The following is a 24,176-nucleotide window of genomic DNA, read 5'->3' on the forward strand; positions in this document are numbered from 1 at the left end:
AAGAAATGCCTACAGTTAAAGTATTGAACGTGAGTGGCGCATCCGTTGGCGAGCTTGAGCTTGCTGAAAACGTATTTGGTGTTACGCCAAACGTACCGGTTATGCACAGCGCCGTTGTCCTGCAACAAGCTGCTGAACGCCTTGGTACACACAAAACTAAAGGACGCTCCGAAGTACGCGGCGGCGGTCGTAAACCTTGGAAACAAAAAGGTACTGGCCGTGCTCGTCAAGGTAGCATTCGCTCCCCGCAGTGGGTTGGCGGCGGTACTGTATTCGGACCGACTCCACGCACTTACGGATTCAAGCTTCCTAAGAAAGTTCGTCGTCTTGCGATCAAATCCGCATTGTCTTCGAAAGTTATCGCGAACGAAATTATCGTTCTTGATCAACTGACATTCGCGGCTCCTAAGACGAAGGAATTCGCTAATATCTTGAACAACCTTAAGGTAGACCGTAAAGCGCTTGTTGTAACGGCTAACTATGAGGATAACGTAGCATTGTCCGCTCGCAACATTCCGGGCGTAAAATTCGTTGTAGCTGACGGCATCAATGTTCGTGACGTACTAGTGTATGATAAGCTGATCATCACTAAAGAAGCAGTAGAGAAAGTACAGGAGGTGCTTGCGTAATGAAAAATCCACGCGATATTATCAAGCGCCCGGTTATTACGGAACGTACGAGCGATTACATGGCTACAAAACGTTATGTGTTTGAAGTCGATCTTCGTGCGAACAAAACCGAAATCAAACAAGCTATTGAACAAATCTTCAAAGTAAAAGTAACCGGCGTTAACACTATGCGTGTAGCGGGTAAACCAAAACGTTATGGTAAACATAGCGGATACAGACCTGATTGGAAAAAAGCGATCGTTCAACTGAGCGCTGACAGCAAAGAACTTGAGTTCTTTGAAACGTCTGTTTAGAAAAGGAGGGAATACAAGTGCCAATTAAAAAGTACAAACCGACATCGCCAGCTCGTCGTGGTATGTCCGTCTCGACTTTCGAAGAAATTACGACAAGCACACCGGAGAAATCGTTGCTTGCACCGCTTTTCAAAAAAGCTGGTCGTAATAACCAAGGTAAAATTACGGTTCGTCACCATGGCGGCGGACACAAACGTAAATACCGTATCATCGATTTCAAACGTACTAAGGACGGTATCGTTGGTAACGTAGCGACGATCGAATACGATCCGAACCGTACTTCCAATATCGCTTTGATCCACTACGTGGATGGTGCGAAAGCTTACATCATCGCCCCTAAGGGATTGAAAGTCGGCGATCAAGTTATGTCCGGTCCTACGGCTGATATCAAGATCGGCAATGCTTTGCCGCTTGTGAATATCCCAGTCGGTACAATTATCCACAACATCGAATTGAAACCAGGTAAAGGCGGACAACTCGTTCGTGCTGCTGGTACGGAAGCTCAACTTCTTGGTAAAGAAGAAAACTACGTATCGATTCGTCTTAGCTCCGGCGAAGTTCGTCGCATTCTGAATACTTGCCGTGCAACAGTTGGTTCCGTTGGCAACGAAGATCACGAACTCGTGAAAATCGGTAAAGCCGGCCGTTCCCGTTGGTTGGGCAAACGTCCTGAAGTCCGCGGCGTAGTTATGAACCCTAACGATCACCCACACGGTGGTGGTGAAGGCCGTGCTCCAATCGGACGTAAATCCCCAATGTCTCCATGGGGCAAACCGACGCTTGGTTACAAAACTCGCAAGAAGAAAAAAGCATCGAGCCAATATATTATTCGTCGTCGCACGAAGTAATAACCGCTTGATACAAATCGCTTAACACGAACGTTATGTGAAGGGAGGAACACAAATGGGTCGCAGTTTAAAGAAAGGTCCGTTTATTGACGGGTACCTGCTTAAAAAAGTCGAGGTCTTGAACGAAACCGAGAAAAAAGTCGTTATCAAAACCTGGTCCCGCCGCTCGACCATTTTCCCGCAATTCATTGGTCACACGTTTGCAGTTTATGATGGTCGTAAGCATGTGCCGGTTTATGTAACGGAAGATATGGTTGGACACAAGCTTGGTGAATTTGCACCAACTCGTACGTACAAAGGCCATGCCGGCGAAGACAAAAAAACGGGCAGACGTTAATTTGCCCTTTATCACCTTTAATGAACGAGAGGAGGTTCCTACATGCAAGAAGCTAAAGCGCACGTTAAATTCGTTCGTATTGCTCCGCGCAAAGCGATGCTCGTTGCAGATTTGATCCGTGGTAAGCAAGTTGGCGAAGCGATTGCAATTTTGCGTCACACGCCGAGATCGGCTTCCCCGATTCTGGAGAAGTTGCTGAACTCTGCTATAGCGAATGCTGAGCACAACTACCAGCTAGACGTAAACAAATTGGTTATATCGCAAGCTTTCGTTAACCAAGGACCAACGATGAAACGTTTCCGTCCTCGTGCTATGGGACGTGCAAGCCGGATCAATAAAAGAACCAGCCACATCACCTTAGTGGTATCTGAAAAATAAGGAGGGATTACGTGTGGGTCAAAAGGTAAATCCAGTTGGCTTCCGTGTCGGAGTTATCCGTGATTGGGAGTCGAAATGGTTCGCAGGCAAAGATTTTGGCGATCTTCTAATGGAAGACGTTAAAATTCGTGAATATTTGAAAAACAAGCTGAAAGATGCAGCTGTTTCCCATATTGAGATCGAACGTGCAGCTAATCGCGTAAACGTAACGATCCAAACTGCAAAACCGGGTATGGTTATCGGTAAGGGCGGTTCCGAAGTGGAAAACCTGCGTACGGAGCTTGGCAAGATCACTAAAGGCAAAAAGGTTCACATCAACATCTCTGAAATCAAACACGCGGATCTTGACGCTATTCTTGTAGCAGAAAGCATCGCACAACAACTTGAGCGTCGTGTTTCTTTCCGTCGCGCATTGAAGCAAGCAATTCAACGCTCCATGCGTTCGGGTGCTAAAGGGATCAAAACCGCAGTTAGCGGACGTCTCGGCGGCGCGGAAATCGCACGTTCGGAAGGCTACAGCGAAGGTACAGTACCTCTTCATACACTGCGCGCAGATATTGATTACGGTACAGCAGAAGCACATACGACTTACGGCCGTATCGGCGTAAAAGTATGGATCTATCGCGGCGAAGTCCTTCCGACCAAGAAGAAAGCAGCTCCAGTGGAAGGAGGCAACTAATCATGTTGGTACCTAAACGTGTCAAACACCGCAAACAACAACGCGGTCATATGAAGGGTCGCGCTAAAGGCGGCACAACAGTAGCATTCGGCGAATATGGTCTTCAAGCACTTGAGCCTACATGGATCACGAACCGTCAGATCGAGGCAGCTCGTATCGCGATGACTCGTTATATCAAACGTGGCGGTAAAGTTTGGATCAAAATTTTCCCGGATAAGCCGATAACTCAAAAGCCTCTCGAGGTTCGTATGGGTAGCGGTAAAGGTAACGTTGAGAAGTGGGTTGCAGTCGTTAAACCAGGTAAGATCATGTTTGAACTTGCTGGTGTATCCGAAGAGATTGCTCGTGAAGCAATGCGCCTTGCTGCTCACAAACTGCCGATCAAAACGAAGTTCGTGAAACGCGAAGAAGTGGGTGGTGAAGCAAATGAAAGCTAATGAATTTCGCAACCTAACCTCTGCCGAGCTTGAACAACAGATCACTGGTTTTAAAGAAGAGCTTTTCAACCTTCGTTTCCAATTGGCTACTGGCCAACTGGATAACCCGACACGCATTCGTGACGTGCGAAAAGGAATTGCTCGCGCTAAAACGATCTTGCGTGAAAGAGAACTCGGCATCAGCAGCTAAAAATATTTTCTTGCAGTTATGAATCATCACGGCTGTAGGAAGGAGGAAGAACATGAGCGAACGCAATGCCCGCAAAGTGCTAATTGGCAAAGTCGTAAGCGACAAAATGGATAAAACAATTGTTGTTGCTATTGAGACTTACAAAAAACACAATTTGTACCATAAACGCATTAAAGTTACGAAAAAGTTTAAAGCGCACGATGAAAACAACCAAGCGAAAATTGGCGATATCGTGAAAATCATGGAGACTCGTCCACTTTCCAAAGACAAGCGCTTCAGACTTGTAGACGTTGTTGAAGTAGCGGTTGTTATTTAACGAGCGATAGCAGTACCTGAGCATTTTTCCGAAAGGAGGACGTTGAAATGATTCAACCATTTTCGCGCTTAGCAGTTGCTGACAACTCCGGCGCTAAAGAATTGATGTGTATCCGTGTACTGGGCGGTACAGGACGCCGCGTTGGGCACATTGGCGACTTGATCGTTTGCTCCGTCAAACAAGCAACACCAGGCGGCGTTGTCAAAAAGGGTGACGTTGTAAAAGCCGTTATCGTTCGCACAAAGCGTTCGGTTCGTCGTAAAGACGGTTCCTACATCGCATTCGATGAGAATGCAGCGGTAATCGTTAAAGAAGATAAGAGCCCGCGTGGCACACGTATCTTTGGACCTGTTGCTCGTGAGCTTCGCGATAAAGATTTCATGAAAATCGTATCGCTGGCACCAGAAGTAATCTAATCAACCCTATATAAGCTTGAAAGCACAAGCGTGCAGGAGGTGTAACTCATGCCAAGGCTGAAAAAAATACTTGAATCCCATAACAATAAATTGCACGTTAAAAAAGACGATACGGTCATCGTCATTACCGGTAAAGACAAAGGTAAGAAAGGCCGTGTAATCGCTGCGTACCCGCGTGAAAATCGCGTGCTCGTAGAGGGCGTTAACATGGTGAAGAAGCATACTCGTCCATCGCAAGCAAACCCGCAGGGCGGTATCATTGAACAAGAAGCGCCAGTACACGTATCGAACGTCATGCATATCGATCCGAAAAGCGGTAAAGTAACACGTATCGGATACAAAGTGCTCGACAACGGTAAAAAAGTACGAATCGCTAAACGTTCCGGAGAAGTAATCGACTAATCGTTACAGTAGGAAAGGAGGTCCATGAAAATGGCAGCAAGAATGAAAGATCGTTTTCTCAATGACATCACACCTGCTCTTATGCAGAAGTTTAACTATACGTCTGTAATGCAAGTGCCGAAAATTGAGAAGGTTGTTATCAACATGGGGGTAGGCGAAGCGGTTTCCAATTCAAAAATCCTCGATGTAGCTGTTGAAGAACTACGTATCATTTCCGGTCAAAAACCAGTCGTGACTCGCGCGAAGAAGTCGATCGCCGGCTTCAAACTTCGTGAGAACATGCCAATCGGGGTTAAAGTGACATTGCGCGGCGAGCGCATGTACCATTTCCTTGACAAGCTGTTCAACATCTCGCTTCCACGCGTACGTGACTTCCGAGGTGTTTCGAACAAGGCATTTGATGGTCGCGGAAACTACACGCTCGGTTTGAAAGAGCAATTGATTTTCCCGGAGATTGAATACGATAAAGTCGATAAAGTGCGCGGTATGGACATCGTCATCGTCACGACGGCAAAAACGGACGAAGAATCTCGTGAATTGCTGACCCAATTGGGCATGCCGTTCACGAAGTAATCCACTTTTAGGAGGTGTAATACCCAGTGGCAAAAACTTCGATGAAAGTGAAGCAACAACGCACACCGAAATTTCAAGTGCGTGCATATACGCGCTGTGAGCGTTGCGGCCGTCCGCATTCTGTTTTGCAAAAGTTTAAAATTTGCCGGATTTGTTTCCGTGAGTTAGCACATAAGGGCCAGATTCCTGGCGTTAAAAAAGCAAGCTGGTAAAATGCCTAGTTCGGGAAGGAGGTTAACACAATGGTTATGTCTGATCCGGTTGCAGATATGTTGACGCGTATTCGTAACGCGAATGTCGTTCGTCATGAGACCGTGGAAATGCCCGCTTCGAAAATGAAGAAGCAAATTGCTGAAATTTTGAAGCGTGAGGGTTTTATCCGCGATGCTGAATATATCGAAGACAACAAACAAGGTATGATCCGTATTTTCCTGAAATACGGCCCTAACCAAGAGCGCGTTATTACAGGCCTGAAACGTATTTCGAAACCTGGCCTTCGCGTTTACACACAATCAACTGAAATCCCACGCGTTTTGGGCGGCCTTGGAATTGCTATCATTTCCACGTCCAAAGGGGTTATGACGGATAAAGAAGCTCGTCAGGTTAAATCCGGCGGCGAAGTAGTCTGCTACGTTTGGTAAGTAACAAGTCACAAAGACAGGAGGTGTAACAATGTCCCGTATTGGTCGTAAACCGATCCAAGTGCCTAACGGCGTTACTGTTAACTTGGACAACACAGTTATTACTGTAAAAGGACCGAAAGGCTCGCTTTCCCGCGAAGTTCACAAAGATATGAAAGTGAACGTATCGGAAACAGAAATCCTTATCGAACGTCCTTCCGACAATAAATTGCATCGTTCTTTGCACGGAACGACTCGCAGCATCATCGCTAACATGGTGAGCGGCGTTACTGAAGGCTTCTCGAGAAATCTTGAGCTGGTAGGAGTAGGTTACCGTGCGAATAAAGCTGGCGATAAGATCGTTCTTAACGTTGGTTACTCCCACCCGGTGGAGATTGTTCCCGAGGCTGGTATTGAGTTTGACGTTCCTGCGAACACGAAAATCACGGTTCGCGGTATCGACAAAGAGCGCGTAGGCGCTGTTGCTGCTCAAATCCGCTCCGTTCGTGAACCAGAGCCTTATAAAGGCAAAGGTATCAAGTACGAAGGCGAACGCATCATCCGCAAAGAAGGTAAAGCTGGTAAGAAGAAATAAGCAAACGGCTTGTTTGCTTAAGATAGCGTCCTAAGGCAATGAGAAAGGAGTGAACCTTGCATGATTACGAAAGGCGATAAAAACAAGGCTCGTCTGAAAAGACACCTACGTGTTCGCAAAAAAATCAACGGTACAGCTGCACGTCCACGTCTGTCTGTATTCCGTTCCTCCAAGCATATGTATGCACAATTGATCGATGACGTTGCAGGTGTAACGATCGCATCCGCGTCCACAATGGACAAAGAGTTGACAGAAGCTGTCGCCAACGGCGGCAACATCGATGCAGCTACGAAAGTAGGCCAATTGATTGCACAACGCGCTCAAGCGAAAGGGGTAACCCAAGTCGTATTCGACCGCGGCGGTTACTTGTATCACGGCAGAATTTCAGCACTTGCGACAGCAGCTCGCGAAGCTGGCCTGGAATTCTAATCGACTTTACTTATAAGGAGGTTAAATGACTTGCGTGTAGATCCGAATACGTTAGAACTGACTGAAAAAGTTGTTAATATCAATCGCGTAGCGAAAGTTGTAAAAGGCGGACGCCGTTTCAGCTTTAGTGCGCTTGTAGTAGTCGGCGACGGCAAAGGCTGGGTCGGCGCAGGGATCGGTAAAGCAGGCGAAGTACCTGATGCGATTCGCAAAGGTATCGAAGATGCTAAGAAAAACCTGATCCATGTACCGCTCGTAGGAACAACGATTCCTCACCTTGTCCTCGGACATTTCGGCGCTGGAGAAGTACTCCTGAAGCCGGCATCCGAAGGTACTGGCGTTATCGCTGGAGGCCCGGTTCGTGCTGTTCTTGAGCTTGCTGGTGTAGGCGACATTTTGACGAAATCGCTCGGTTCTTCGAACTCCATGAACATGGTAAACGCGACGCTTGAAGGTCTTTCCCGTTTGAAACGTGCGGAAGAAGTTGCGAAGCTTCGTGGTAAAACTGTCGAAGAGCTGTTAAGTTAAGGAGGGAAATACGATGGCAAAATTGCAAATCACCCTCGTTCGCAGTTTGATCGGCCGCAACGAGAAACAACGTGCTACTGTTGAAGCGCTTGGCCTTCGCAAAATTCGCCAAGCTGTTGTTTTGGACGATAGCGCAGCTATCCGCGGCATGGTTAACGCTGTTAGCCACTTGGTTAAAGTTGAAGAAGTATAAGATAGCTTTCAAGAAATAAATAAGGAGGTGCACGAACGATGAAATTGCATGAGCTAGCACCAGCACCGGGTTCGACTCAAGCGCCTAAGCGCAAAGGCCGCGGTATCGGTTCCGGAAACGGTAAAACAGCCGGTAAAGGCCATAAGGGTCAAAACGCTCGTTCCGGCGGCGGCGTTCGTCCTGGTTTCGAGGGCGGACAAAACCCGTTGTATCGTCGAGTGCCGAAGCGCGGATTCAACAACCGTTTCCGTACCGAGTATGCGATTGTTAACATTGAAGAACTAAATAGCTTTGCAGCAGGTACAGAAGTCACTCCAGAAGTTCTTCTTGAGCAAGGGATCGTCAAAAATCCGCTTGCAGGAATTAAAATTTTGGGTAACGGTGAAATTAGCGTTTCGCTTACTGTAAAAGCAAGCAAGTTCTCTCAATCTGCGGTAGAGAAAATCCAGGCTGCCGGCGGTAAAACCGAGGTGATCTAATTGTTCAAGACCGTGTCCAATATTTGGAAGGTGGCGGATCTTCGTACAAGGATCCTGTTCACTCTCATGATTCTTCTTGTATACCGCATCGGGGCATTCATTCCGGTGCCTGACGTCGACAAGAGCGTGTTCGAGCAAGTCAATGAAGCCGGAACGGATTTGTTCGGCTTGCTTAACACGTTTTCCGGCGGTGCTTTGTTCCAATTCTCCATCTTCGCAATCGGAATTACGCCGTATATCACGGCTTCGATCATCGTACAGCTATTGTCGATGGACGTCATTCCAAAGTTTGCGGAGTGGGCTAAGGAAGGCGAGAACGGCAAACGCAAGCTCGCTCAAATCACTCGTTACGGTACGATTGTGCTCGGTCTTGTTCAAGGCTTTGCAACTGCAATCGGCTTTAATCGTCAGTATGGTCAACAAATGATTCCTAACGCTACCTTCGTTGACTACTTAGTCATTGCTATCATTTTGACTGCAGGTACTGCTTTCTTGATGTGGCTTGGCGAGCAGATCACGGAGAAGGGCATCGGAAACGGTATTTCCATTCTGATCTTCGCTGCAATCGCGGCAGGTATCCCTGGACATATCCGTACGATCTACCAAGATCAATTCATCGGTGTACAAGACCAACTGTTCTTGAACATCATTAAGGTAATTCTGATTCTCATTGCGATCATCGCAATCATTGTCGGCGTTATCTTCGTTCAGCAAGGTATTCGCAAGATTCCGGTTCAATACGCTAAACGCGTCGTTGGACGGAAAATGTACGGTGGACAATCGACGCATATCCCGATGAAAGTGAATGGCGCTGGCGTTATTCCTGTCATCTTCGCGGTATCGCTCATCATGTTCCCGATTACGATTGCCGGATTCTGGGCCGACAAAGCGTGGGCGACATGGATTATGGACAATATGTACTATGACAAGCCGCTTGGTATGGTATTGTATGTACTGCTCATCATCGGTTTCACCTTCTTCTACACATTCGTGCAAATCAATCCTGTGCAAATGGCGGATCAAATGAAGAAGAATGGCGGCTACATCCCGGGCATTCGCCCAGGCAAGCCAACTTCCTCTTACTTGACTCGTGTCATGTCACGGATTACACTGACGGGTGCAATCTTCCTGGCGGTTATCTCCCTATTGCCGGTCGTGTTCGGTAAGATTGCCGGATTGCCAACGTCCGTTCAGCTTGGCGGTACCTCGCTTCTGATCGTTATCGGGGTTGCGCTAGACACGATGAAGCAAATCGAGAGCCAGTTGATCAAACGCCATTACAAAGGGTTTATCAATAAATAACAATAGGTTCTGACCGGGCTTTGCGCGATCGACAACGATATTGTGCGGGAAGCCCGCCCGAGCCTATTGTGCTTAAAGCGAGGAACACGGCAATGAACATTTTATTCATGGGCCCTCCAGGGGCAGGCAAAGGAACGCAGGCTGAACGTATTGTAGAAGAATTCAGCGTACCGCATATTTCCACGGGCGATGCTTTCCGTCTTGCTATGAAGCAAGGAACTGCCATTGGTCTTAAGGCGAAGGAGTATATCGATCAAGGTTTGCTCGTTCCCGATGAGATCACGAATGGAATCGTGAAGGAGCGTCTTGCTCTGGACGATTGCAAAAACGGTTTTCTGCTCGACGGTTTCCCTCGCACGCTCCAACAAGCCGAAGCGCTTGACGGCATGCTTGCAGAACTGAACCGCGGCATTGACCATGTCGTTAACTTGAAGGTTGATCGCGGATTGCTGCTTGCCCGTCTTACAGGCAGACGCATCTGCAAATCTTGCGGCTCGACTTATCACGTGATGTTCAACCCGCCAAAGGTTGAAGGCATCTGTGACAAAGACGGCGGAGAGTTGTATCAACGTTCAGATGATACAGAGGAGAAGGTAGGCACGCGCCTGGATGAGTATACATCCAAGACGGCCCCTCTGCTCGATTACTACAGCACTAAAGGTCTCCTGCGTGAAGTCGACGGCGAGAAGGACATCGAAGTCGTAACATCCGAAATCGTATCCTGCTTGAGAGGTTCATTGTAATGATTATATGCAAATCCGAATCGGAGCTGCGGTATATGAGGGAGGCAGGACGCATCGTTGCGGAAACGCATCGACTGATGGCTGCAGCGGTTAAGCCGGGCATCACCACGGGTGAGCTCGACGAAATCGCCGACAAGTTCATTAGAAGTCAAGGTGCGATACCTTCCTTCAAAGGTTACAATGGTTTTCCTTCCAGCGTTTGCGCTTCTGTGAATGACGAGCTTGTACACGGCTTCCCTGGGTCACGCAAGTTGAACGAGGGCGATATTGTCAGTATTGATATCGGAGCGCAGTACGAAGGCTATCATGGCGATTCGGCTTGGACCTATGCGGTCGGAGCAGTATCGGATGAAGTTCAAAGGCTGCTAGATGTAACGGAAGCATCGCTATATGCGGGGCTTGCGCTCATCAAACCAGATGTTCGTTTATACACGATATCGCATGCCATTCAAAAGGTTATTGAGAATGCTGGATTCTCCGTTGTACGTGAATACGTAGGGCACGGAATCGGCGCGGACCTCCATGAGGAACCGCAAATACCGAACTATGGTATACCGGACCGCGGACCACGACTCAAGCCGGGAATGGTGCTTGCAATCGAGCCAATGGTTAATATCGGTGAACGGTATGTCCATACGCTCGAAGACAATTGGACGGTCGTAACAGATGACGGTTCATGGTGCGCTCACTTTGAGCACACGGTGGCCGTAACAGAGGACGGCTTTGAAATATTGACCACTTTGCCGCAGCAGCCATAAGCTATGGCCATGGATGCGCGTCCCCAGATTGGTCAGTTCGTCAAAGTGCTTCGCGGCAAGGACGAAGCAAGCTTGGCAGTCATCGTAGCAATCATCGACGACAGGTTCGTGATGATAGCCGACGGCGACAAGCGGAAGTTCGATCAGCCGAAGAAAAAGAACGTTCTGCATCTTGAGCTACAGCCTGAAATAAGCCAAGAGGTAACAAGCAGTATGCTTGAAGCCGGCAGGGTAACCAACGCCAAGTTACGTTATGTGATTCAGAAGTTTGCGCAAGCGAAAGGAGAATGACGGTGGCTAAGGAAGACGTCATTGAGGTCGAAGGCACGGTAATCGAACCGTTGCCAAATGCGATGTTCAAGGTGGAGCTGGAGAACGGTCATCAGATTCTCGCACACGTTTCCGGGAAGCTCAGAATGCATTTTATCCGCATCCTGACAGGAGACAAAGTGGTTATACAGTTATCGCCTTATGATTTATCAAGAGGGCGCATCACCTATCGGAAGTAGGCCGAATAAGCCTGCTGCCGAAAGATTCGGGAGGTAATCACAATGAAGGTCAGACCTTCGGTAAAGCCGATCTGCGAAAAATGCAAAGTCATTCGTCGTAAAGGCAACGTTATGGTGATTTGTGAAAATCCGAAACACAAACAAAAACAAGGATAGAAGGAGGAATATATAGCCTATGGCACGTATAGCTGGTGTAGACTTGCCGCGTGATAAACGCGTCGAAATCGCCTTGACGTACATCTTCGGTATTGGCAAGAAGACTTCACAAACTTTGTTGACTGCTGCTGATGTTAACTATGACACTCGCGTTCGCGATCTTACTGAAGACGAATTGGGCCGTTTGCGTGAAGCAATCGACAAAAGCGTTAAAGTAGAAGGCGACCTGCGTCGTGAAATTTCGCTTAACATTAAACGCCTGACTGAAATCGGCTGCTACCGTGGTCTTCGTCACCGTCGCGGTTTGCCTGTTCGCGGTCAACGTACAAAAACAAACGCTCGTACTCGCAAAGGTCCTCGTCGGACTGTAGCTAACAAGAAGAAATAAGAAGGGAGGATAATGGACAATGGCTAAACCGAAAAAAGTCGTACGTACAAAACGTCGCGACCGGAAAAATATTGACTCTGGCGTTGCGCACATTCGCTCGACGTTTAACAATACGATCGTTACGATCACGGATCCGCACGGCAATGCAATCTCCTGGGCAAGCTCCGGTAACCTTGGATTCAAGGGCTCCCGTAAGAGCACGCCATTCGCTGCTCAAATGGCTGCTGAATCCGCAGCGAAAGCTGCAATGGAGCATGGCATGAAAACTGTCGAAGTGATGGTTAAAGGTCCAGGCGCAGGCCGCGAAGCAGCGATCCGCTCGCTTCAAGCTGCAGGATTGGAAGTTAACCTCATTAAAGACGTTACCCCAGTTCCGCATAACGGATGCCGTCCTCCGAAACGTCGTCGCGTGTAGTTGGATCAACGGTGGTATCAAATAACTGCAACTTGTGAATAATGGTTGTGAAGGTTTGGCATACTACGAGATTTGACTTAAAATAACGTAATAACGGAGCGACGTTTGAAGGAGGGTACTATTAGTGATTGAGATCGAAAAGCCGAAAATCGAAACCGTTGAACTGAATGACGAGGGAACTTACGGACGGTTCGTCGTTGAACCGCTCGAACGCGGATACGGAACGACGCTTGGAAATTCGCTTCGCCGAATTTTGTTGTCTTCGTTGCCGGGAGCAGCAGTAACCTCGGTTCAGATCGACGGAGTGCTTCACGAGTTCTCTACGGTTCCCGGAGTGATTGAGGATGTTACCGAAATCATTCTGAACCTGAAGGGCCTCTCGTTAAAAATCCACTCCGATGAAGAAAAGGTGTTGGAAATCGACGCGGAAGGCGAAGGGAACGTTACGGCGGGCGACATTCGAGCTGACAGTGATGTCGAGATTTTAAGCCCTGATCTTCACATCGCAACCTTGGCCTCCGGCGCGCGGCTCCATATGCGGATTTTTGCCAATCGGGGACGCGGCTACGTGCAAGCGGACCGCAACAAGAGAGAGGATCAACCGATCGGAGTTATTCCTGTCGATTCGATCTACACGCCAATTACTCGTGTCAACTACAGCGTTGAAAATACGCGCGTCGGTCAAGTCACTAACTATGACAAACTGACGCTTGAAGTATGGACGGACGGTAGCATTAGACCGGAAGAGGCTGTAAGCCTCGGCGCTAAAATTTTGACCGAGCATTTGGACTTGTTCGTTGGATTAACCGATGAAGCCAAAGACGCGGAGATAATGGTCGAGAAGGAAGAAGACAAGAAAGAGAAAGTTCTGGAGATGACGATCGAGGAACTGGACCTTTCCGTACGTTCTTACAACTGCTTGAAACGCGCAGGCATTAACACCGTTCAAGAGCTGATTACGAAATCCGAAGAGGACATGATGAAGGTTCGTAACTTGGGCCGCAAATCCCTCGAGGAAGTTCAAGAGAAGCTGGAAGAGCTGGGCCTCGGCCTGCGTATGGAAGAGTAGAGACCAACTTAGTGTAGACAACATTGCAAGGGAGGGGAAAACAAGATGGCATATCAAAAATTAGGACGTGACGCTAGTGCACGGAAGGCTTTGTTCCGTGACCTCGTTACTGACTTGTTCCTTTATGAGCGTATCCAAACGACAGAAGCTAAAGCGAAAGAAGTTCGTTCAATCGCTGAGAAGCTGATCACGAAAGCGAAGCAAGGTGATCTTCATGCTCGTCGTCAAGTAGCAGCTTATGTTCGTCGCGAATCCGTTGACGGTGAGCAAGACGCAATCCAAAAGCTGTTCTCCGAACTGGCCACCCGTTACTCGGAACGTGCGGGCGGATACACGCGCATCCTGAAGCTAGGACCTCGTCGCGGCGATGCTGCGCCTATGGTTTACCTGGAACTGGTTGACCGCGCGTAATTGACCGGACCTATCGCAAGAGCTGCAATCGTCCTTCTTGAAGGACGATGCCGCAATTGCGTAGTATATAAGCCTTGTGCCTATATACAGAGAAAGGGTGGACCCTTGCGGCCACCTTTTTTTATTGGGTAATCAGATTGCAGTGGCCAGGAGGTGTCAGCGATGAGGAACATTTGCGTGAAAGTAAGCTACGACGGAGCCGGATTTAACGGCTTTCAGTCGCAGCCTTACGGAAGAACCGTTCAGGATGAGATTGAGAAGGCGATCAAGCTTTTGACCGGCGAGACGATTATTATAATCGGTTCGGGACGCACCGATGCTGGCGTGCATGCGCAAGGTCAGGTATTCAACTTCTACACGGAGTCGACCATACCGACGGAACGGTGGGCTATTGCCCTCAATACGCGCTTGCCGAAAGATATCGTCATTATAGAAGCCATTGATGTGCCTGAACACTTTCATGCGAGACGTTCGGCTAAGCGCAAGACGTACCGCTATACGATCGACACCGGGAAGTTTCCCGATGTGTTCGGACGGCAGTACCGCTTTCATCATCCGGCTCCTCTGAATGTGGAGGCGATGCGGGAGGGACTCATGCACCTCATTGGCGAGCATGATTTCACCTCGTTCACCTCGATTCACTCGACTAAGCCGCATCATGTGCGTACCGTGTATGAAGCCGACTTCGTGAAGGAAGGACCTATCGTACATATGTACATTACCGGCAACGGATTTCTGTATAATATGGTGCGTGTTATTATGGGGACTTTGCTGTGGGTAGGCGAAGGCAAGCTCGTTCCGGACGATGTGAAACGGATCCTTGAAGGCCGTAATCGTTCACTTGCGGGACCAACGGCTATGGCCCATGGACTAATGCTGCTGAACGTCGAATATTCCGGCCAAACGTCATTATAATTAGCTATAAATAACTTGCTTATACCTAGTCTTTATAGTAGAATATAACTTGTGCTTTCGAAGTGGCTATCCCACAGCCCCGACTGAGAAAGTTACAAACTTGGCGATCAACAATGAATATCAAACCAACGGAAACGTTGTTATAAAAAAATGATTAATGTATGAGAATTAAGGAGGATCATCCATGCGTACCACCTATATGGCTAAGCCAAATGAAGTTGAGCGTAAATGGTTCGTCATCGATGCGGAAGGCAAAACGCTTGGTCGTTTGGCTAGTGAAGCTGCTGCTCTTATCCGCGGCAAACACAAACCGCAATTTACGCCACATGTTGATACAGGAGATTTCGTCGTTGTTATCAACGCTGAGAAGATCGTATTGACAGGCAAGAAAATGTCGGACAAAATGTACTACCGTCACTCGATGCACCCAGGCGGTCTGAAAGTTACACCAGCACAAGAAATGATCAAAAACAAGCCAGAACGCGTTATCGAATTCGCCGTTCACGGTATGTTGCCTAAGAATCGTCTTGGTGACAAAATGAAGCTTAAACTTAAAGTATACGCAGGTGCGGAACATCCACATCAAGCACAAAACCCTGAAGTTTACGAACTTCGCGGGTAATAAAGAGGAGGACAAGTTTCATGGCTCAAGTGCAATACTATGGAACCGGTCGTCGTAAACACTCTGTTGCACGTGTACGTCTTGTGCCGGGTGAAGGACGAATCATTGTTAATAAACGCGATTTGAATGAATATTTTGGTTTAGAAACACTCAAGCTGATCGTAAAACAACCGCTTAACCTGACTGATACGCTTTCGAAATATGACGTATTGGTTATCGCTAACGGCGGCGGCATGTCCGGTCAAGCCGGCGCTATCCGTCACGGTATTTCCCGCGCATTGCTCAAAGCTGACCCGGAATTCCGTCCAGCTCTGAAACGCGCAGGCTTCCTGACTCGTGATCCGCGTATGAAAGAACGTAAAAAATACGGTCTTAAAGCGGCACGTCGCGCTCCACAATTCTCGAAACGTTAATACGCTTACGACGATACCTTCTCTGCACGCCAGGGAAGGTATTTTTTGTTTTTACCACATAAGAATTGTAAGATTTCGTGATACTGGAAATTATAAATTCTTAATGGCGATAAAACCTTCCTCTGGACGCGGTCGCTCATCTTCGAAAGGCTTCGATAAAGGTTTTCTCATTAGTGTATATTGGTTCAAACAAAGGATTGAACAATGGGAGCGAAAGACGTATAATTTTATTACAGACCAATTTACTTGGAATTAATGACGGAGGGCAAACTCAATGAATCTTTTCGAAAAAGAAGCGCTTATCGCGCAAAAGGCTGTTGAGCTTGAGAATGCGACGCCAGAGGAAATCATCGCTTTTGCGGTAGAGACATTCCCTAATATTACTTTCGCCTGCAGCTTCGGCGCGGAAGATGTCGTATTAGTTGATATGCTTCAAAAAATTAGTCCGAAAACAGATATTTTCTATCTGGACACGGATTTCCATTTCAAAGAAACGTATGAGACGCGCGACCGTATGGTAGAGCGCTACCCGGGCATTCCTTTCGTAGAAGTGAAGCCTGAGCTTACGCCTGAGGAGCAAGCTGCTCAGTTCGGCGAAGAGCTGTGGAAATCCGACGCGAACGCCTGCTGCAATATTCGTAAAGTCAAGCCGCTCACGAACATTCTTTCGAAATACGAAGCTTGGATTACGGGGATTCGCCGCGATCAAGCGCCTACACGCGCCAACTCGAAGAAAATCGAATACGATACGAAATTCGGTTTGGTAAAGTTCAACCCGATCGCAAGCTGGACCAACGAAGACGTGTGGAACTACATTCGCGAGAATGACGTTATCTACAACCCGCTGCATGACCAAAACTACCCAAGCATCGGCTGCGAGCAATGCACTCGTAAAGTTATGCCGGGCGAAGACCCGCGCGCGGGTCGCTGGGCTGGACAAGAGAAAACGGAATGCGGTTTGCATAAATAATTGGATGTAAGGTTTACACCTTGAGGAGGCACTTGTACACTATGAGTCAAATTTTACCGCATGGCGGCGTACTGGTTAACCGTGTCGCTGCTGGCGCAGAACGCGAAGCACTGTTGAACGAAGTTGCAGGATTGAAATCCATCACGATCAATACATGGACGATCTCCGACCTTGATCTGATTGGCGTAGGCGCATTCTCGCCGCTGACAGGTTTCTTGAACGAAGCTGACTACCGCAGTGTCGTTGATACGATGCGTCTTGCGAATGGCACCGTATGGAGCATTCCGATTACTCTGGCCGTTGAAGACGCGAAAGCTGCTGAGCTTACGGTTGGCGAGCGCGCGGCGCTTGTTGGCGAAGACGGCATCGTATACGGGGTAATCCAAGTAGAGAGTATCTACAAGGTCGACCAAAAGCATGAAGCCGTTAACGTATTCAAGACGGATGATCTGGAACATCCAGGCGTTCAGAAGCTGTTCGAACGTTCTTCGACGTATGTTGGGGGTGCGATCACGGTTCTTAACCGTCCGCAGCCAGAGAAGTTCGAAGAATTCTATTTTGACCCGTCCGAGACGCGCCGCATGTTCGCTGAGAACGGCTGGAAGACGGTTGTAGGCTTCCAGACCCGTAACCCGGTTCACCGTGCTCACGAGTACATCCAGAAGACGGCTATGGAGATCGTAGACGCTCTGTTCCTCAATCCGCTTGTCGGCGAAACGAAGTCGGACGATGTTCCGGCTAACGTTCGTATGAAAAGCTACCTGGCGCTTCTTGAGAACTACTATCCGAAGGATCGTGTATTCCTTGGCGTATTCCCGGCTGCTATGCGTTATGCAGGACCACGCGAGGCGATCTTCCACGCGCTTGTACGCAAAAACTATGGCTGCTCCCACTTTATCGTAGGACGCGACCATGCCGGCGTAGGCGACTACTACGGCACGTATGAAGCACAAGACCTGCTCAAGACGATTCCTGCCGAAGATCTAGGTATTACGCCGCTGTTCTTCGAGCATAGCTTCTTCTGCACAAGCTGCGGCAATATGGCTACTTCGAAGACTTGCCCGCATGACAAGTCGGTTCATCTCACTTTGTCGGGTACGAAGGTTCGCGCTTTGCTGCGCGACGGCGTTTGCCCGCCGCCGGAATTCTCCCGTCCGGAAGTGGCGAAGATTCTCATTGAAGGCATGTCCGAACAGCCGGTTAGCTAATTCGAAATAAGCAAGTGTTGTCCGATAAGACAAGACTCACATAATACGCCATCTCGTCCCATATAAATGGTAGTGTGCTGTTGCCGCATCATTATATGAAGGACGGGGTGGTTTTTTTATGCGCCGATTAGGTCGGCATTTCGTCGTATGGATTAATTATAAGGGAGCGATCCGGATCACAATTGGTTTGATCGTGATCGCCTTAACGGCCGTACTGCTCGGACAAGGAATGCCTTCGGCTCGAACATGGTCGTATTGGACGATGCCGTTGTCCGGCAAGACGATCGCGATCGATGCCGGACACGGCGGCGTTGATGGAGGCGCGATGAGCAAGGAGGGCGTAATCGAGAAGGACTTGAACCTTGCAATAGCCCTCTACCTGCGCGATTATTTGCAGCAGGCGGGTGCTGTCGTCTTAATGACGCGCGAAGGGGATTACGACCTAGCCACTGGAGATTCGCGCGCTTACAGCAAGCGGAAGACCGAAGATCTTAAGAAGCGAGTTGCGCTCATTAAGGAGAATCATCCTGCGGCCGTCATCAGCATCCATATGAACAGTATTCCGTCGGATAAGTGGTCGGGTGCGCAGACGTTTTTCCACCCGGACAAACATCCGGACAACCGATCGCTTGCAACATTCATCCAGGATGAGATAAAACGCAATCTGGAGAATACGAGCCGTATGCCGGCGACGAAGAAGGATGTCTATGTGCTGAAGGAGCTTGCGGATGTTCCTACTGCGCTCGTCGAGGTCGGATTTCTATCAAATCCGGGGGAGGCTGCACGCCTGGCGGATACGGAATACCAGCGCCAGGTTGCCGCATCGATCTATCAAGGCATACTAAGATACAGCTCCGGCGAGAAGGTTACCGAGGTGCAGGAGTAGCGCCAGCGAACGAACGAAACAGTCGTTTTTCGCTGGTTGGCTGATGGACATACTATGCTATAATTAGAGTTAATCCGTTCGAAATGTGATTACATAAAGGTGGGACATAACCGATGTTAACGCGTGAACAAGTGATTGATCTCGTCGGTTCGGTGACGAGTGCGTATAGCGCGGATGGAATTACGATCCGCGACGTAATGGTAAGGGACCGTCAAGTATCGTTGACGGTCCTTGGGGCCGGCGCGGACGTGCAAACCGCGCTGGAAGCCTCGCTTCGCGAGGCGCTGGCGCGGGAGGGTGCCGAAACCGTGCATTGCCGGTTTCGGAGCGAGCCCGCGCCTGACGCTGGCAGCAAGGCTAAGCCTGCTGCGCCTGCGGGAGCAGGGGCGGCGCCGGTGCAGGGGCACGGCGCCGGACTCGCCAGCGCGTTGCTGGATCCTGCCAGCAACGTGAAGTTCATCGCCGTCGCCAGCGGCAAGGGCGGCGTCGGCAAGTCGACGGTGACCGTGAACCTGGCGGTCGCCTTAGCCCGCAAGGGCAAGCGCGTCGGCATTATCGACGCCGACATCTACGGCTTCAGCGTGCCCGATATGATGGGCATCGAGGAGCGTCCGAACGTCGTGAACGAGCGGGTGATCCCGATCGAGAAGTTTGGCGTTAAGGTAATGTCGATGGGCTTTTTCGTCGAGGATAACAGCCCGATCGTATGGCGCGGACCGATGCTCGGCAAGATGCTGCGCAACTTTTTCCAGGAAATCGAATGGGGCGAGCTCGACTACTTGCTGCTTGATCTGCCTCCAGGCACAGGCGACGTAGCGCTCGACGTTCATCAGATCATTCCGCAGAGCAAGGAAATTATCGTTACGACTCCGCATGCAACAGCGGCTTTCGTAGCTGCCCGGGCAGGAGCGATGGCCATTAAGACGGAGCATGAGATTATCGGCATCGTCGAGAACATGTCGTATTACGTCTCCACTTCGACAGGGGAGAAGGAGTACGTGTTCGGACGCGGAGGCGGCGCAAGGCTTGCCGAATCGCTTAATGCGGATTTACTTGCCCAAATTCCGCTCGGCGCACCGGATAACCATATATCCGAACCGGATTTCGCACCGTCGGTCTATAAGGCCGACACGGAGACGGGCGGCTTGTACTTGGAGCTGGCGGATCGGGTGCTTAGAAAGCTCGAAGGCTAGGAAGCCGAATCAGCCAAAACATAACAACATAGAGAAGAAGCCAGAATAGCAATCGCGTTGCTGCGTTCTGGCTTCTTCACTTCCTTGCTTTTAACTCTCGCCCTCGCCGCCTGACTCCTCGCCGCCGGATTCCTCGCCACCTGATTCCTCACCGCCGGATTCCTCACCGGACGCTGGTTCTTCTTCCTTCTTTTTCTTCTCGACTTTCTCTTCCGGATTCGGCTTAAGCTCCTCCTGCACCGCTTTCTTCATCAAGTCAAGCACTTCAAGGCGGAAAAGCGGATTTTGCATCGATTCCTGCATGAGCGACATGACTTCTTTGCGGTATTGCGTGCTTTGCAGCACCTCGAGAATCATTTTGTCCATTTCCGGCGTCTTCAGAACTTTAACGAGATCGGCTTGATACGACGGATCCTTGATCAATTCCTTGTGAATTTCTTTGTTCTGCTTGTTGACTGACTTGGCGAACTCCCCCGCGAACCGCGTATCGACCATCAGTTTCTTAATGACTTTGTCGTAGTCGGGGGAGACGAGCACGTCTTTGACCGCAAGTCGTACTTCCTCCTGATCCTGAACGGAGAGGAGCTTCGACGTACTGCCGCTATAGCCCGACATCTGCTGGGAAGACTCTTGAAGCGCCTTCTGAGCATCCTCCGTCTTCAGGATGTCAATGACCATTGACTTCATATCCTTATAACTCACCTGTTGGTTTCCACCTGTCGGTTCTGAGCCGCAGCTTGTCAACATGATCGCCAAAGCCGGGATAACCAACAATAAAGCCCATCGATTGCGCATATGGCCTTGCTCCCTTCTATGTCAGCGCTAGTGCAACCATCGCAAGAGGCAGGGATTGCCCTGCATTTGATGCAGGATGATGCTTTTATTATGCGCAAAGTTCACCGTATTATCATGAGTATCAGTTAGCTTTTTGCCCCGAACGTGGTAAAATAAAGGGTGTTTGCATAAGGCTTGTTTAACAGCCTTCACCACTAATAACGAACCGGCTGGTGCATCGCTGAATATGCATCGGCGTTAAGCCCATTTTACAGGAGGAATTGGAAGTGAATTTAAGAAAATGGTTCTTTTTATTTTGGAGCTGTATGGCGGTCGGAGCGGTAGCTTGCGTCATTAGCGGGTCGATTATGTCATGGACGGACCAGGACTTCGGCTTTATGGGACTCGAAGCGACCGGCTTCAACGCCTTAATGATGGCAATCGTCGGCTTAATGATTGGGGCGTTCAGCCAAATGGGCTTCTTCGCTTACTTGACGCTGAATTACATAGCGCTAAGCGTATTTCGCAAAAAGTATTTGTGGAACGCGTTGCAAGGCTACACGACGGTATTCGCAGCCATCGGCCTTGGCTACGTGTTGTTCGAGCAGCGGACGAATAATTGGTTCTTTTGGGTATTGCCGCTAATACTCGTCATCCTGTCGGTTGCCGTTTCTTGGTACAAAGTGAAGCAAACGAACAAAACCGCTTTCGTGCCGACGATGTTCCTTATGTTCGTTATTACTTTCATTGAAGCTTGGCCCGCGTTGCAGGGGGAAACGAACGTTTCCGCAATCGTTTTTATGATGATTCCGTTATTCGTCTGCAATGCGTACCAAATTATGATGATGCACCGTCTGGTCAAAAATGAAGCGACCGACTCCGCAGCAAGCGCTGCAAAGCCGGTCGTCTAAAAACAAGAGCGGCTTCGATGCGAGCCGTTCATTGTTTACCTTATTATACTCAAAGTTCAAAGTTATTCCTTGGCACTCCATTGCGGAAAAGCTGCGGTCGATGCTGATTTTTCCTGTACAGGCTTGCCTTCGATATCCGTCTGGGAGATCAGCTCCGATACGTTGACGAAATCATAGCCGTTGCTGCGCAATTGATCGATAATAGCGGGCAAAGCTTCCGCTGTCTGCTTGGCGGAGTCGCTCGCATGGAGAAGAATAATATCGCCCGGATGCGTTTTTGTTACGACGCGGTTCACGATTTTGTCCGTTCCGGGGGTCATCCAATCCAGTGAATCGGTATCCCATTGAATGACTTTGTAATTCAATTCTTCCGCGATACGAAGGACGCGCTTGTCGAAGTCCCCATTAGGAAGCCGAATCAAATTCGGCTGCTTGCCGGTTACGTCGGTTAAGATCGTATGCGCAGTCATAATTTGCTTGCGAATTTCCTCGTCGCTGAACTTGCTGTAATTATCATGCTTGTGGCCATGGCTTCCGATCTCGAAGCCGGCATCGATAATTTTCTTCACAATATCGGGGTGGGACTGACTCCAGGGCGACGAGAGAAAAAACGTAGCTTGCTTAACGTTCTTTTCTTTTAGTACATTAAGTATCGGTTCTGTCTTCTTTTCACCCCAGCTAATGTCGAACGTAAGGGCGACAATCTTCTTCTCGGTAGGTATACTGTAGATGGCTGCAGGCTGCTGCGGGGCGAATACGGTAATATTGTCGCGTTCAGCATAGATAATGCCGATGGAAAAAGCGACGGCGACGGCGATTAAAAAATACCTTTTCAGTTTCTGACCGTTGAGCACGTAAAAAACATTCATAGGAATGCTCCTCCCTTATTTGCGCTTGTAGTACAATCTATGCTCGTACAACCGGTTTATTCATGCTTGTTCCATTATACGAAAGAACATCTAGCAGGGAGGTCATGTTGTGTTTAAAGCGAAGTCGATCATGGAGCATCTGAAGCAGATGAATCCGTACATTGCTTTCGGATTTATACTGTTTTTTGCCGGCATGGTTATTGGAGGAACGAATCCCGTCTTTCACGCGTTTCTGAATAATCAGCTAGTCGGTCTCAGCGGGATATCAGACGTTGCCAAGAATTCGGACAATCCGACGTTAACGCTTTCGGTCATCATCTTCCTTAATAATGCTATCAAATCGGTATTCGTCATGTATCTTGGCGCATTCTTCGGTATCGTTCCGTTATTGTTTATCGTTGTAAATGGCATGGTGATCGGCTATTTACTGCAAAACATCGCTGCGCAAGAAGGAGCGGCCTTTATGGCATCGGTCGTGCTTAAAGGCATTTTGCCGCATGGCATCATCGAGATTCCGGCCATCATAATCGCATGTGCGTATGGCATGAAATTCGGAACGCTTGGTTTCCGCGGACTCGGCAGCCTATTGTTTAGCAGATCGAAGCTGCCGGTCATAGGCAAAGATTACGAATCGTTTGTTGCGCGTACCGTGCCGATGATCGTTTTACTGCCCCTTGCCATGCTTGTTGCTTCTATAATCGAGAGCACACTTTCAGTTTGGTTGTTGTCGTTGTAATATTTTTTCCAATATTTGAGCATAACAGTAAAGCGGTGTCCTAAGCATTAACGGCGGCACTGCTTTTTCTGTCTCATGGGGACGGTCCAATTGCGCTTTGTATCTGAAAAGGAGGCCGCTTACGGTTATGCTCGGAATACTGTTCAACGATAAGGAATGCAAAGAACTCGACTACGTATTGCGCAAAGAATTGGACGAAATGCTGCTTGACCTGAATGATTCGAGATTGGATGGAGATATTAAGCAAGCGATCGCGCGGAGGTACAAAATCATCTTCCGTATGTACGCACGCATTGCATCTCCCAAGGAGTTATCGCGCTACGCGCTTAATGCCCGAACCTACCGGTAAAGGGCGTACATACAGTGAAGCGGCTGGCGTCTAACGAAGATGGTCAGCCTGCACTGGATAAGCACAAATCGAAGGCGATAATGATATATATATAACCTTTTAAAAAAAACGAAAAAAAGGGGTTGCAATACAATAGGCCCCTGTGATATATTATAAAAGTCGCCGCTGAGACAAACGGCCGACACGAAAGACAAATGATTGTTCTTTGAAAACTGAACAACGAGCGAAACTGCCAGT

General features: G+C 48.9%; 41 protein-coding genes. 39 read left to right on the top strand and 2 right to left on the bottom strand.

The window, feature by feature from the left end:
* Positions 1-5 precede the first annotated feature (5 nt).
* The 36 genes from rplD (at position 6) to J2T14_RS30195 (ending at position 20,300) form a co-directional block, all read left to right on the top strand.
* On the top strand, positions 6-629 hold the full coding sequence (rplD, locus tag J2T14_RS30020; protein WP_307208486.1) for a 50S ribosomal protein L4: 624 nt from the start codon (positions 6-8) through the stop codon (positions 627-629).
* The gene (rplW, locus tag J2T14_RS30025; RefSeq protein ID WP_307208487.1) at positions 629-922 is read left to right on the top strand and encodes a 50S ribosomal protein L23; all 294 of its coding nucleotides are present in this window, start codon (positions 629-631) and stop codon (positions 920-922) included. The genes rplD and rplW overlap by 1 nt, the downstream gene beginning before the upstream one ends.
* 17 nt (positions 923-939) lie before the next feature.
* Positions 940-1,770: a 50S ribosomal protein L2 gene (rplB, locus tag J2T14_RS30030; protein WP_307208488.1), complete on the top strand. Its 831-nt coding sequence runs from the start codon at positions 940-942 to the stop codon at positions 1,768-1,770.
* A gap of 55 nt (positions 1,771-1,825) precedes the next feature.
* Positions 1,826-2,107 carry a 30S ribosomal protein S19 gene (gene rpsS, locus J2T14_RS30035; RefSeq protein ID WP_056635975.1) on the top strand — a complete coding sequence of 94 codons (282 nt, stop codon included), beginning with the start codon at positions 1,826-1,828 and terminating at the stop codon, positions 2,105-2,107.
* 42 nt (positions 2,108-2,149) lie between these two features.
* On the top strand, positions 2,150-2,485 hold the full coding sequence (gene rplV / locus J2T14_RS30040; RefSeq protein WP_307208489.1) for a 50S ribosomal protein L22: 336 nt from the start codon (positions 2,150-2,152) through the stop codon (positions 2,483-2,485).
* Between the two features lie 13 nt (positions 2,486-2,498).
* A complete protein-coding gene (gene rpsC / locus J2T14_RS30045; protein WP_307208490.1) occupies positions 2,499-3,164 on the top strand; it encodes a 30S ribosomal protein S3 in 666 nt (221 codons plus the stop codon).
* Between the two features lie 2 nt (positions 3,165-3,166).
* On the top strand, positions 3,167-3,601 hold the full coding sequence (gene rplP, locus J2T14_RS30050; RefSeq protein ID WP_307208491.1) for a 50S ribosomal protein L16: 435 nt from the start codon (positions 3,167-3,169) through the stop codon (positions 3,599-3,601).
* A complete protein-coding gene (gene rpmC, locus J2T14_RS30055) occupies positions 3,591-3,791 on the top strand; it encodes a 50S ribosomal protein L29 (RefSeq protein WP_307208493.1) in 201 nt (66 codons plus the stop codon). Before rplP ends, rpmC begins: the two co-directional genes overlap by 11 nt.
* Before the next feature lie 52 nt (positions 3,792-3,843).
* On the top strand, positions 3,844-4,107 hold the full coding sequence (gene rpsQ, locus J2T14_RS30060; RefSeq protein WP_307208494.1) for a 30S ribosomal protein S17: 264 nt from the start codon (positions 3,844-3,846) through the stop codon (positions 4,105-4,107).
* Between the two features lie 47 nt (positions 4,108-4,154).
* Positions 4,155-4,523, top strand: a complete 369-nt coding sequence (rplN, locus tag J2T14_RS30065) for a 50S ribosomal protein L14 (protein ID WP_053373907.1) — start codon at positions 4,155-4,157, stop codon at positions 4,521-4,523.
* Between the two features lie 48 nt (positions 4,524-4,571).
* Complete coding sequence (gene rplX, locus J2T14_RS30070) at positions 4,572-4,925, top strand: 50S ribosomal protein L24 (protein ID WP_307208495.1); 354 nt, start codon at positions 4,572-4,574, stop codon at positions 4,923-4,925.
* Positions 4,926-4,955: 30 nt separating this feature from the next.
* Positions 4,956-5,498, top strand: a complete 543-nt coding sequence (gene rplE, locus J2T14_RS30075; RefSeq protein ID WP_307208496.1) for a 50S ribosomal protein L5 — start codon at positions 4,956-4,958, stop codon at positions 5,496-5,498.
* 26 nt (positions 5,499-5,524) lie between these two features.
* Positions 5,525-5,710, top strand: a complete 186-nt coding sequence (locus J2T14_RS30080; RefSeq protein ID WP_219874746.1) for a type Z 30S ribosomal protein S14 — start codon at positions 5,525-5,527, stop codon at positions 5,708-5,710.
* A 30-nt stretch (positions 5,711-5,740) separates the two neighbouring features.
* Positions 5,741-6,139 carry a 30S ribosomal protein S8 gene (gene rpsH, locus J2T14_RS30085; RefSeq protein WP_307208498.1) on the top strand — a complete coding sequence of 133 codons (399 nt, stop codon included), beginning with the start codon at positions 5,741-5,743 and terminating at the stop codon, positions 6,137-6,139.
* A 31-nt stretch (positions 6,140-6,170) separates the two neighbouring features.
* Positions 6,171-6,713 (top strand): 50S ribosomal protein L6, encoded by a 543-nt coding sequence (rplF, locus tag J2T14_RS30090; protein ID WP_307208499.1) that lies wholly within the window; start codon positions 6,171-6,173, stop codon positions 6,711-6,713.
* A 60-nt stretch (positions 6,714-6,773) separates the two neighbouring features.
* Positions 6,774-7,142, top strand: a complete 369-nt coding sequence (gene rplR, locus J2T14_RS30095) for a 50S ribosomal protein L18 (protein ID WP_307208500.1) — start codon at positions 6,774-6,776, stop codon at positions 7,140-7,142.
* A 30-nt stretch (positions 7,143-7,172) separates the two neighbouring features.
* Positions 7,173-7,670: a 30S ribosomal protein S5 gene (gene rpsE, locus J2T14_RS30100; RefSeq protein WP_307208501.1), complete on the top strand. Its 498-nt coding sequence runs from the start codon at positions 7,173-7,175 to the stop codon at positions 7,668-7,670.
* Between the two features lie 13 nt (positions 7,671-7,683).
* The gene (rpmD, locus tag J2T14_RS30105; protein ID WP_307208502.1) at positions 7,684-7,863 is read left to right on the top strand and encodes a 50S ribosomal protein L30; all 180 of its coding nucleotides are present in this window, start codon (positions 7,684-7,686) and stop codon (positions 7,861-7,863) included.
* Between the two features lie 38 nt (positions 7,864-7,901).
* Positions 7,902-8,342 (top strand): 50S ribosomal protein L15, encoded by a 441-nt coding sequence (rplO, locus tag J2T14_RS30110; protein ID WP_307208504.1) that lies wholly within the window; start codon positions 7,902-7,904, stop codon positions 8,340-8,342.
* Positions 8,343-9,644: a preprotein translocase subunit SecY gene (gene secY / locus J2T14_RS30115; protein ID WP_307476838.1), complete on the top strand. Its 1,302-nt coding sequence runs from the start codon at positions 8,343-8,345 to the stop codon at positions 9,642-9,644. It abuts the gene before it with no gap.
* A gap of 92 nt (positions 9,645-9,736) precedes the next feature.
* A complete protein-coding gene (locus J2T14_RS30120; protein ID WP_307208506.1) occupies positions 9,737-10,387 on the top strand; it encodes an adenylate kinase in 651 nt (216 codons plus the stop codon).
* Positions 10,387-11,145: a type I methionyl aminopeptidase gene (map, locus tag J2T14_RS30125; protein WP_307208507.1), complete on the top strand. Its 759-nt coding sequence runs from the start codon at positions 10,387-10,389 to the stop codon at positions 11,143-11,145. Before J2T14_RS30120 ends, map begins: the two co-directional genes overlap by 1 nt.
* A gap of 9 nt (positions 11,146-11,154) precedes the next feature.
* The gene (locus J2T14_RS30130; protein ID WP_373458238.1) at positions 11,155-11,436 is read left to right on the top strand and encodes a hypothetical protein; all 282 of its coding nucleotides are present in this window, start codon (positions 11,155-11,157) and stop codon (positions 11,434-11,436) included.
* A gap of 2 nt (positions 11,437-11,438) precedes the next feature.
* Entirely contained in the window at positions 11,439-11,654 is a 216-nt protein-coding gene (infA, locus tag J2T14_RS30135) for a translation initiation factor IF-1 (RefSeq protein ID WP_015847200.1), read from the top strand.
* Positions 11,655-11,696: 42 nt separating this feature from the next.
* On the top strand, positions 11,697-11,810 hold the full coding sequence (gene rpmJ, locus J2T14_RS30140) for a 50S ribosomal protein L36 (protein ID WP_003333770.1): 114 nt from the start codon (positions 11,697-11,699) through the stop codon (positions 11,808-11,810).
* Between the two features lie 19 nt (positions 11,811-11,829).
* Positions 11,830-12,198, top strand: coding sequence for a 30S ribosomal protein S13 (gene rpsM / locus J2T14_RS30145; RefSeq protein ID WP_307208510.1), 369 nt, complete (start codon positions 11,830-11,832; stop codon positions 12,196-12,198).
* Positions 12,199-12,217: 19 nt separating this feature from the next.
* The gene (gene rpsK, locus J2T14_RS30150) at positions 12,218-12,613 is read left to right on the top strand and encodes a 30S ribosomal protein S11 (protein ID WP_112885744.1); all 396 of its coding nucleotides are present in this window, start codon (positions 12,218-12,220) and stop codon (positions 12,611-12,613) included.
* Between the two features lie 124 nt (positions 12,614-12,737).
* Positions 12,738-13,682 carry a DNA-directed RNA polymerase subunit alpha gene (locus tag J2T14_RS30155; protein ID WP_307208511.1) on the top strand — a complete coding sequence of 315 codons (945 nt, stop codon included), beginning with the start codon at positions 12,738-12,740 and terminating at the stop codon, positions 13,680-13,682.
* A gap of 45 nt (positions 13,683-13,727) precedes the next feature.
* Entirely contained in the window at positions 13,728-14,093 is a 366-nt protein-coding gene (gene rplQ, locus J2T14_RS30160; RefSeq protein WP_307208512.1) for a 50S ribosomal protein L17, read from the top strand.
* A 162-nt stretch (positions 14,094-14,255) separates the two neighbouring features.
* Positions 14,256-15,008: a tRNA pseudouridine(38-40) synthase TruA gene (gene truA, locus J2T14_RS30165; RefSeq protein ID WP_307208513.1), complete on the top strand. Its 753-nt coding sequence runs from the start codon at positions 14,256-14,258 to the stop codon at positions 15,006-15,008.
* 184 nt (positions 15,009-15,192) lie between these two features.
* A complete protein-coding gene (rplM, locus tag J2T14_RS30170; protein ID WP_307208514.1) occupies positions 15,193-15,630 on the top strand; it encodes a 50S ribosomal protein L13 in 438 nt (145 codons plus the stop codon).
* 20 nt (positions 15,631-15,650) lie between these two features.
* Positions 15,651-16,043, top strand: coding sequence for a 30S ribosomal protein S9 (rpsI, locus tag J2T14_RS30175; RefSeq protein ID WP_028609625.1), 393 nt, complete (start codon positions 15,651-15,653; stop codon positions 16,041-16,043).
* Positions 16,044-16,317: 274 nt separating this feature from the next.
* Positions 16,318-17,013, top strand: coding sequence for a phosphoadenylyl-sulfate reductase (locus J2T14_RS30180; RefSeq protein WP_307208516.1), 696 nt, complete (start codon positions 16,318-16,320; stop codon positions 17,011-17,013).
* Positions 17,014-17,054: 41 nt separating this feature from the next.
* Complete coding sequence (gene sat, locus J2T14_RS30185) at positions 17,055-18,221, top strand: sulfate adenylyltransferase (RefSeq protein WP_307476841.1); 1,167 nt, start codon at positions 17,055-17,057, stop codon at positions 18,219-18,221.
* Positions 18,222-18,339: 118 nt separating this feature from the next.
* On the top strand, positions 18,340-19,107 hold the full coding sequence (cwlD, locus tag J2T14_RS30190; protein ID WP_307476843.1) for an N-acetylmuramoyl-L-alanine amidase CwlD: 768 nt from the start codon (positions 18,340-18,342) through the stop codon (positions 19,105-19,107).
* A 113-nt stretch (positions 19,108-19,220) separates the two neighbouring features.
* Positions 19,221-20,300, top strand: coding sequence for an Mrp/NBP35 family ATP-binding protein (locus J2T14_RS30195; protein ID WP_307476845.1), 1,080 nt, complete (start codon positions 19,221-19,223; stop codon positions 20,298-20,300).
* Positions 20,301-20,390: 90 nt separating this feature from the next.
* Here the strand turns inward: J2T14_RS30195 and gerD are convergent, their stop codons facing one another.
* Entirely contained in the window at positions 20,391-21,095 is a 705-nt protein-coding gene (gerD, locus tag J2T14_RS30200; protein ID WP_307208521.1) for a spore germination lipoprotein GerD, read from the bottom strand.
* Positions 21,096-21,361: 266 nt separating this feature from the next.
* Between gerD and J2T14_RS30205 the strand changes: the two genes are divergently transcribed.
* The gene (locus J2T14_RS30205) at positions 21,362-21,985 is read left to right on the top strand and encodes a KinB-signaling pathway activation protein (protein WP_307476847.1); all 624 of its coding nucleotides are present in this window, start codon (positions 21,362-21,364) and stop codon (positions 21,983-21,985) included.
* A gap of 62 nt (positions 21,986-22,047) precedes the next feature.
* Here the strand turns inward: J2T14_RS30205 and pdaB are convergent, their stop codons facing one another.
* Positions 22,048-22,854 carry a polysaccharide deacetylase family sporulation protein PdaB gene (gene pdaB / locus J2T14_RS30210; RefSeq protein ID WP_307208523.1) on the bottom strand — a complete coding sequence of 269 codons (807 nt, stop codon included), beginning with the start codon at positions 22,852-22,854 and terminating at the stop codon, positions 22,048-22,050.
* 109 nt (positions 22,855-22,963) lie between these two features.
* On the opposite strand from pdaB, the gene J2T14_RS30215 reads away from it, so the two are divergent.
* Together J2T14_RS30215 and J2T14_RS30220 are read left to right on the top strand one after the other, a co-directional pair.
* Complete coding sequence (locus J2T14_RS30215; protein ID WP_307476849.1) at positions 22,964-23,590, top strand: stage II sporulation protein M; 627 nt, start codon at positions 22,964-22,966, stop codon at positions 23,588-23,590.
* A gap of 127 nt (positions 23,591-23,717) precedes the next feature.
* Positions 23,718-23,939, top strand: a complete 222-nt coding sequence (locus J2T14_RS30220; RefSeq protein WP_307208526.1) for a hypothetical protein — start codon at positions 23,718-23,720, stop codon at positions 23,937-23,939.
* Positions 23,940-24,176 lie beyond the last annotated feature (237 nt).

The organism is Paenibacillus harenae (genome assembly GCF_030812415.1).
Taxonomy (GTDB): Bacteria; Bacillota; Bacilli; order Paenibacillales; family Paenibacillaceae; genus Pristimantibacillus; species Pristimantibacillus harenae_A.

Bases quoted from the DNA above. Each gene is read 5' to 3' on its own strand.
- truA (WP_307208513.1), top strand. From the start codon at position 14,256: ATGAGGAACATTTGCGTGAAAGTAAGCTACGACGGAGCCGGATTTAAC.
- rplQ (WP_307208512.1), top strand. From the start codon at position 13,728: ATGGCATATCAAAAATTAGGACGTGACGCTAGTGCACGGAAGGCTTTG.
- rplM (WP_307208514.1), top strand. From the start codon at position 15,193: ATGCGTACCACCTATATGGCTAAGCCAAATGAAGTTGAGCGTAAATGG.
- rpsI (WP_028609625.1), top strand. From the start codon at position 15,651: ATGGCTCAAGTGCAATACTATGGAACCGGTCGTCGTAAACACTCTGTT.
- J2T14_RS30180 (WP_307208516.1), top strand. From the start codon at position 16,318: ATGAATCTTTTCGAAAAAGAAGCGCTTATCGCGCAAAAGGCTGTTGAG.
- pdaB (WP_307208523.1), bottom strand. From the start codon at position 22,854: ATGAATGTTTTTTACGTGCTCAACGGTCAGAAACTGAAAAGGTATTTT.
- rpmC (WP_307208493.1), top strand. From the start codon at position 3,591: ATGAAAGCTAATGAATTTCGCAACCTAACCTCTGCCGAGCTTGAACAA.
- rpsH (WP_307208498.1), top strand. From the start codon at position 5,741: ATGGTTATGTCTGATCCGGTTGCAGATATGTTGACGCGTATTCGTAAC.
- rplX (WP_307208495.1), top strand. From the start codon at position 4,572: ATGCCAAGGCTGAAAAAAATACTTGAATCCCATAACAATAAATTGCAC.
- rpmD (WP_307208502.1), top strand. From the start codon at position 7,684: ATGGCAAAATTGCAAATCACCCTCGTTCGCAGTTTGATCGGCCGCAAC.
- rpmJ (WP_003333770.1), top strand. From the start codon at position 11,697: ATGAAGGTCAGACCTTCGGTAAAGCCGATCTGCGAAAAATGCAAAGTC.
- rplD (WP_307208486.1), top strand. From the start codon at position 6: ATGCCTACAGTTAAAGTATTGAACGTGAGTGGCGCATCCGTTGGCGAG.
- rpsS (WP_056635975.1), top strand. From the start codon at position 1,826: ATGGGTCGCAGTTTAAAGAAAGGTCCGTTTATTGACGGGTACCTGCTT.
- rplE (WP_307208496.1), top strand. From the start codon at position 4,956: ATGGCAGCAAGAATGAAAGATCGTTTTCTCAATGACATCACACCTGCT.
- rplV (WP_307208489.1), top strand. From the start codon at position 2,150: ATGCAAGAAGCTAAAGCGCACGTTAAATTCGTTCGTATTGCTCCGCGC.
- map (WP_307208507.1), top strand. From the start codon at position 10,387: ATGATTATATGCAAATCCGAATCGGAGCTGCGGTATATGAGGGAGGCA.
- cwlD (WP_307476843.1), top strand. From the start codon at position 18,340: ATGCGCCGATTAGGTCGGCATTTCGTCGTATGGATTAATTATAAGGGA.
- rpsM (WP_307208510.1), top strand. From the start codon at position 11,830: ATGGCACGTATAGCTGGTGTAGACTTGCCGCGTGATAAACGCGTCGAA.
- rplR (WP_307208500.1), top strand. From the start codon at position 6,774: ATGATTACGAAAGGCGATAAAAACAAGGCTCGTCTGAAAAGACACCTA.
- J2T14_RS30120 (WP_307208506.1), top strand. From the start codon at position 9,737: ATGAACATTTTATTCATGGGCCCTCCAGGGGCAGGCAAAGGAACGCAG.
- rpsQ (WP_307208494.1), top strand. From the start codon at position 3,844: ATGAGCGAACGCAATGCCCGCAAAGTGCTAATTGGCAAAGTCGTAAGC.
- rplN (WP_053373907.1), top strand. From the start codon at position 4,155: ATGATTCAACCATTTTCGCGCTTAGCAGTTGCTGACAACTCCGGCGCT.
- rplO (WP_307208504.1), top strand. From the start codon at position 7,902: ATGAAATTGCATGAGCTAGCACCAGCACCGGGTTCGACTCAAGCGCCT.
- rplF (WP_307208499.1), top strand. From the start codon at position 6,171: ATGTCCCGTATTGGTCGTAAACCGATCCAAGTGCCTAACGGCGTTACT.
- sat (WP_307476841.1), top strand. From the start codon at position 17,055: ATGAGTCAAATTTTACCGCATGGCGGCGTACTGGTTAACCGTGTCGCT.
- J2T14_RS30130 (WP_373458238.1), top strand. From the start codon at position 11,155: ATGGATGCGCGTCCCCAGATTGGTCAGTTCGTCAAAGTGCTTCGCGGC.
- J2T14_RS30195 (WP_307476845.1), top strand. From the start codon at position 19,221: ATGTTAACGCGTGAACAAGTGATTGATCTCGTCGGTTCGGTGACGAGT.
- rpsK (WP_112885744.1), top strand. From the start codon at position 12,218: ATGGCTAAACCGAAAAAAGTCGTACGTACAAAACGTCGCGACCGGAAA.
- rplP (WP_307208491.1), top strand. From the start codon at position 3,167: ATGTTGGTACCTAAACGTGTCAAACACCGCAAACAACAACGCGGTCAT.
- rplW (WP_307208487.1), top strand. From the start codon at position 629: ATGAAAAATCCACGCGATATTATCAAGCGCCCGGTTATTACGGAACGT.
- gerD (WP_307208521.1), bottom strand. From the start codon at position 21,095: ATGCGCAATCGATGGGCTTTATTGTTGGTTATCCCGGCTTTGGCGATC.
- J2T14_RS30220 (WP_307208526.1), top strand. From the start codon at position 23,718: ATGCTCGGAATACTGTTCAACGATAAGGAATGCAAAGAACTCGACTAC.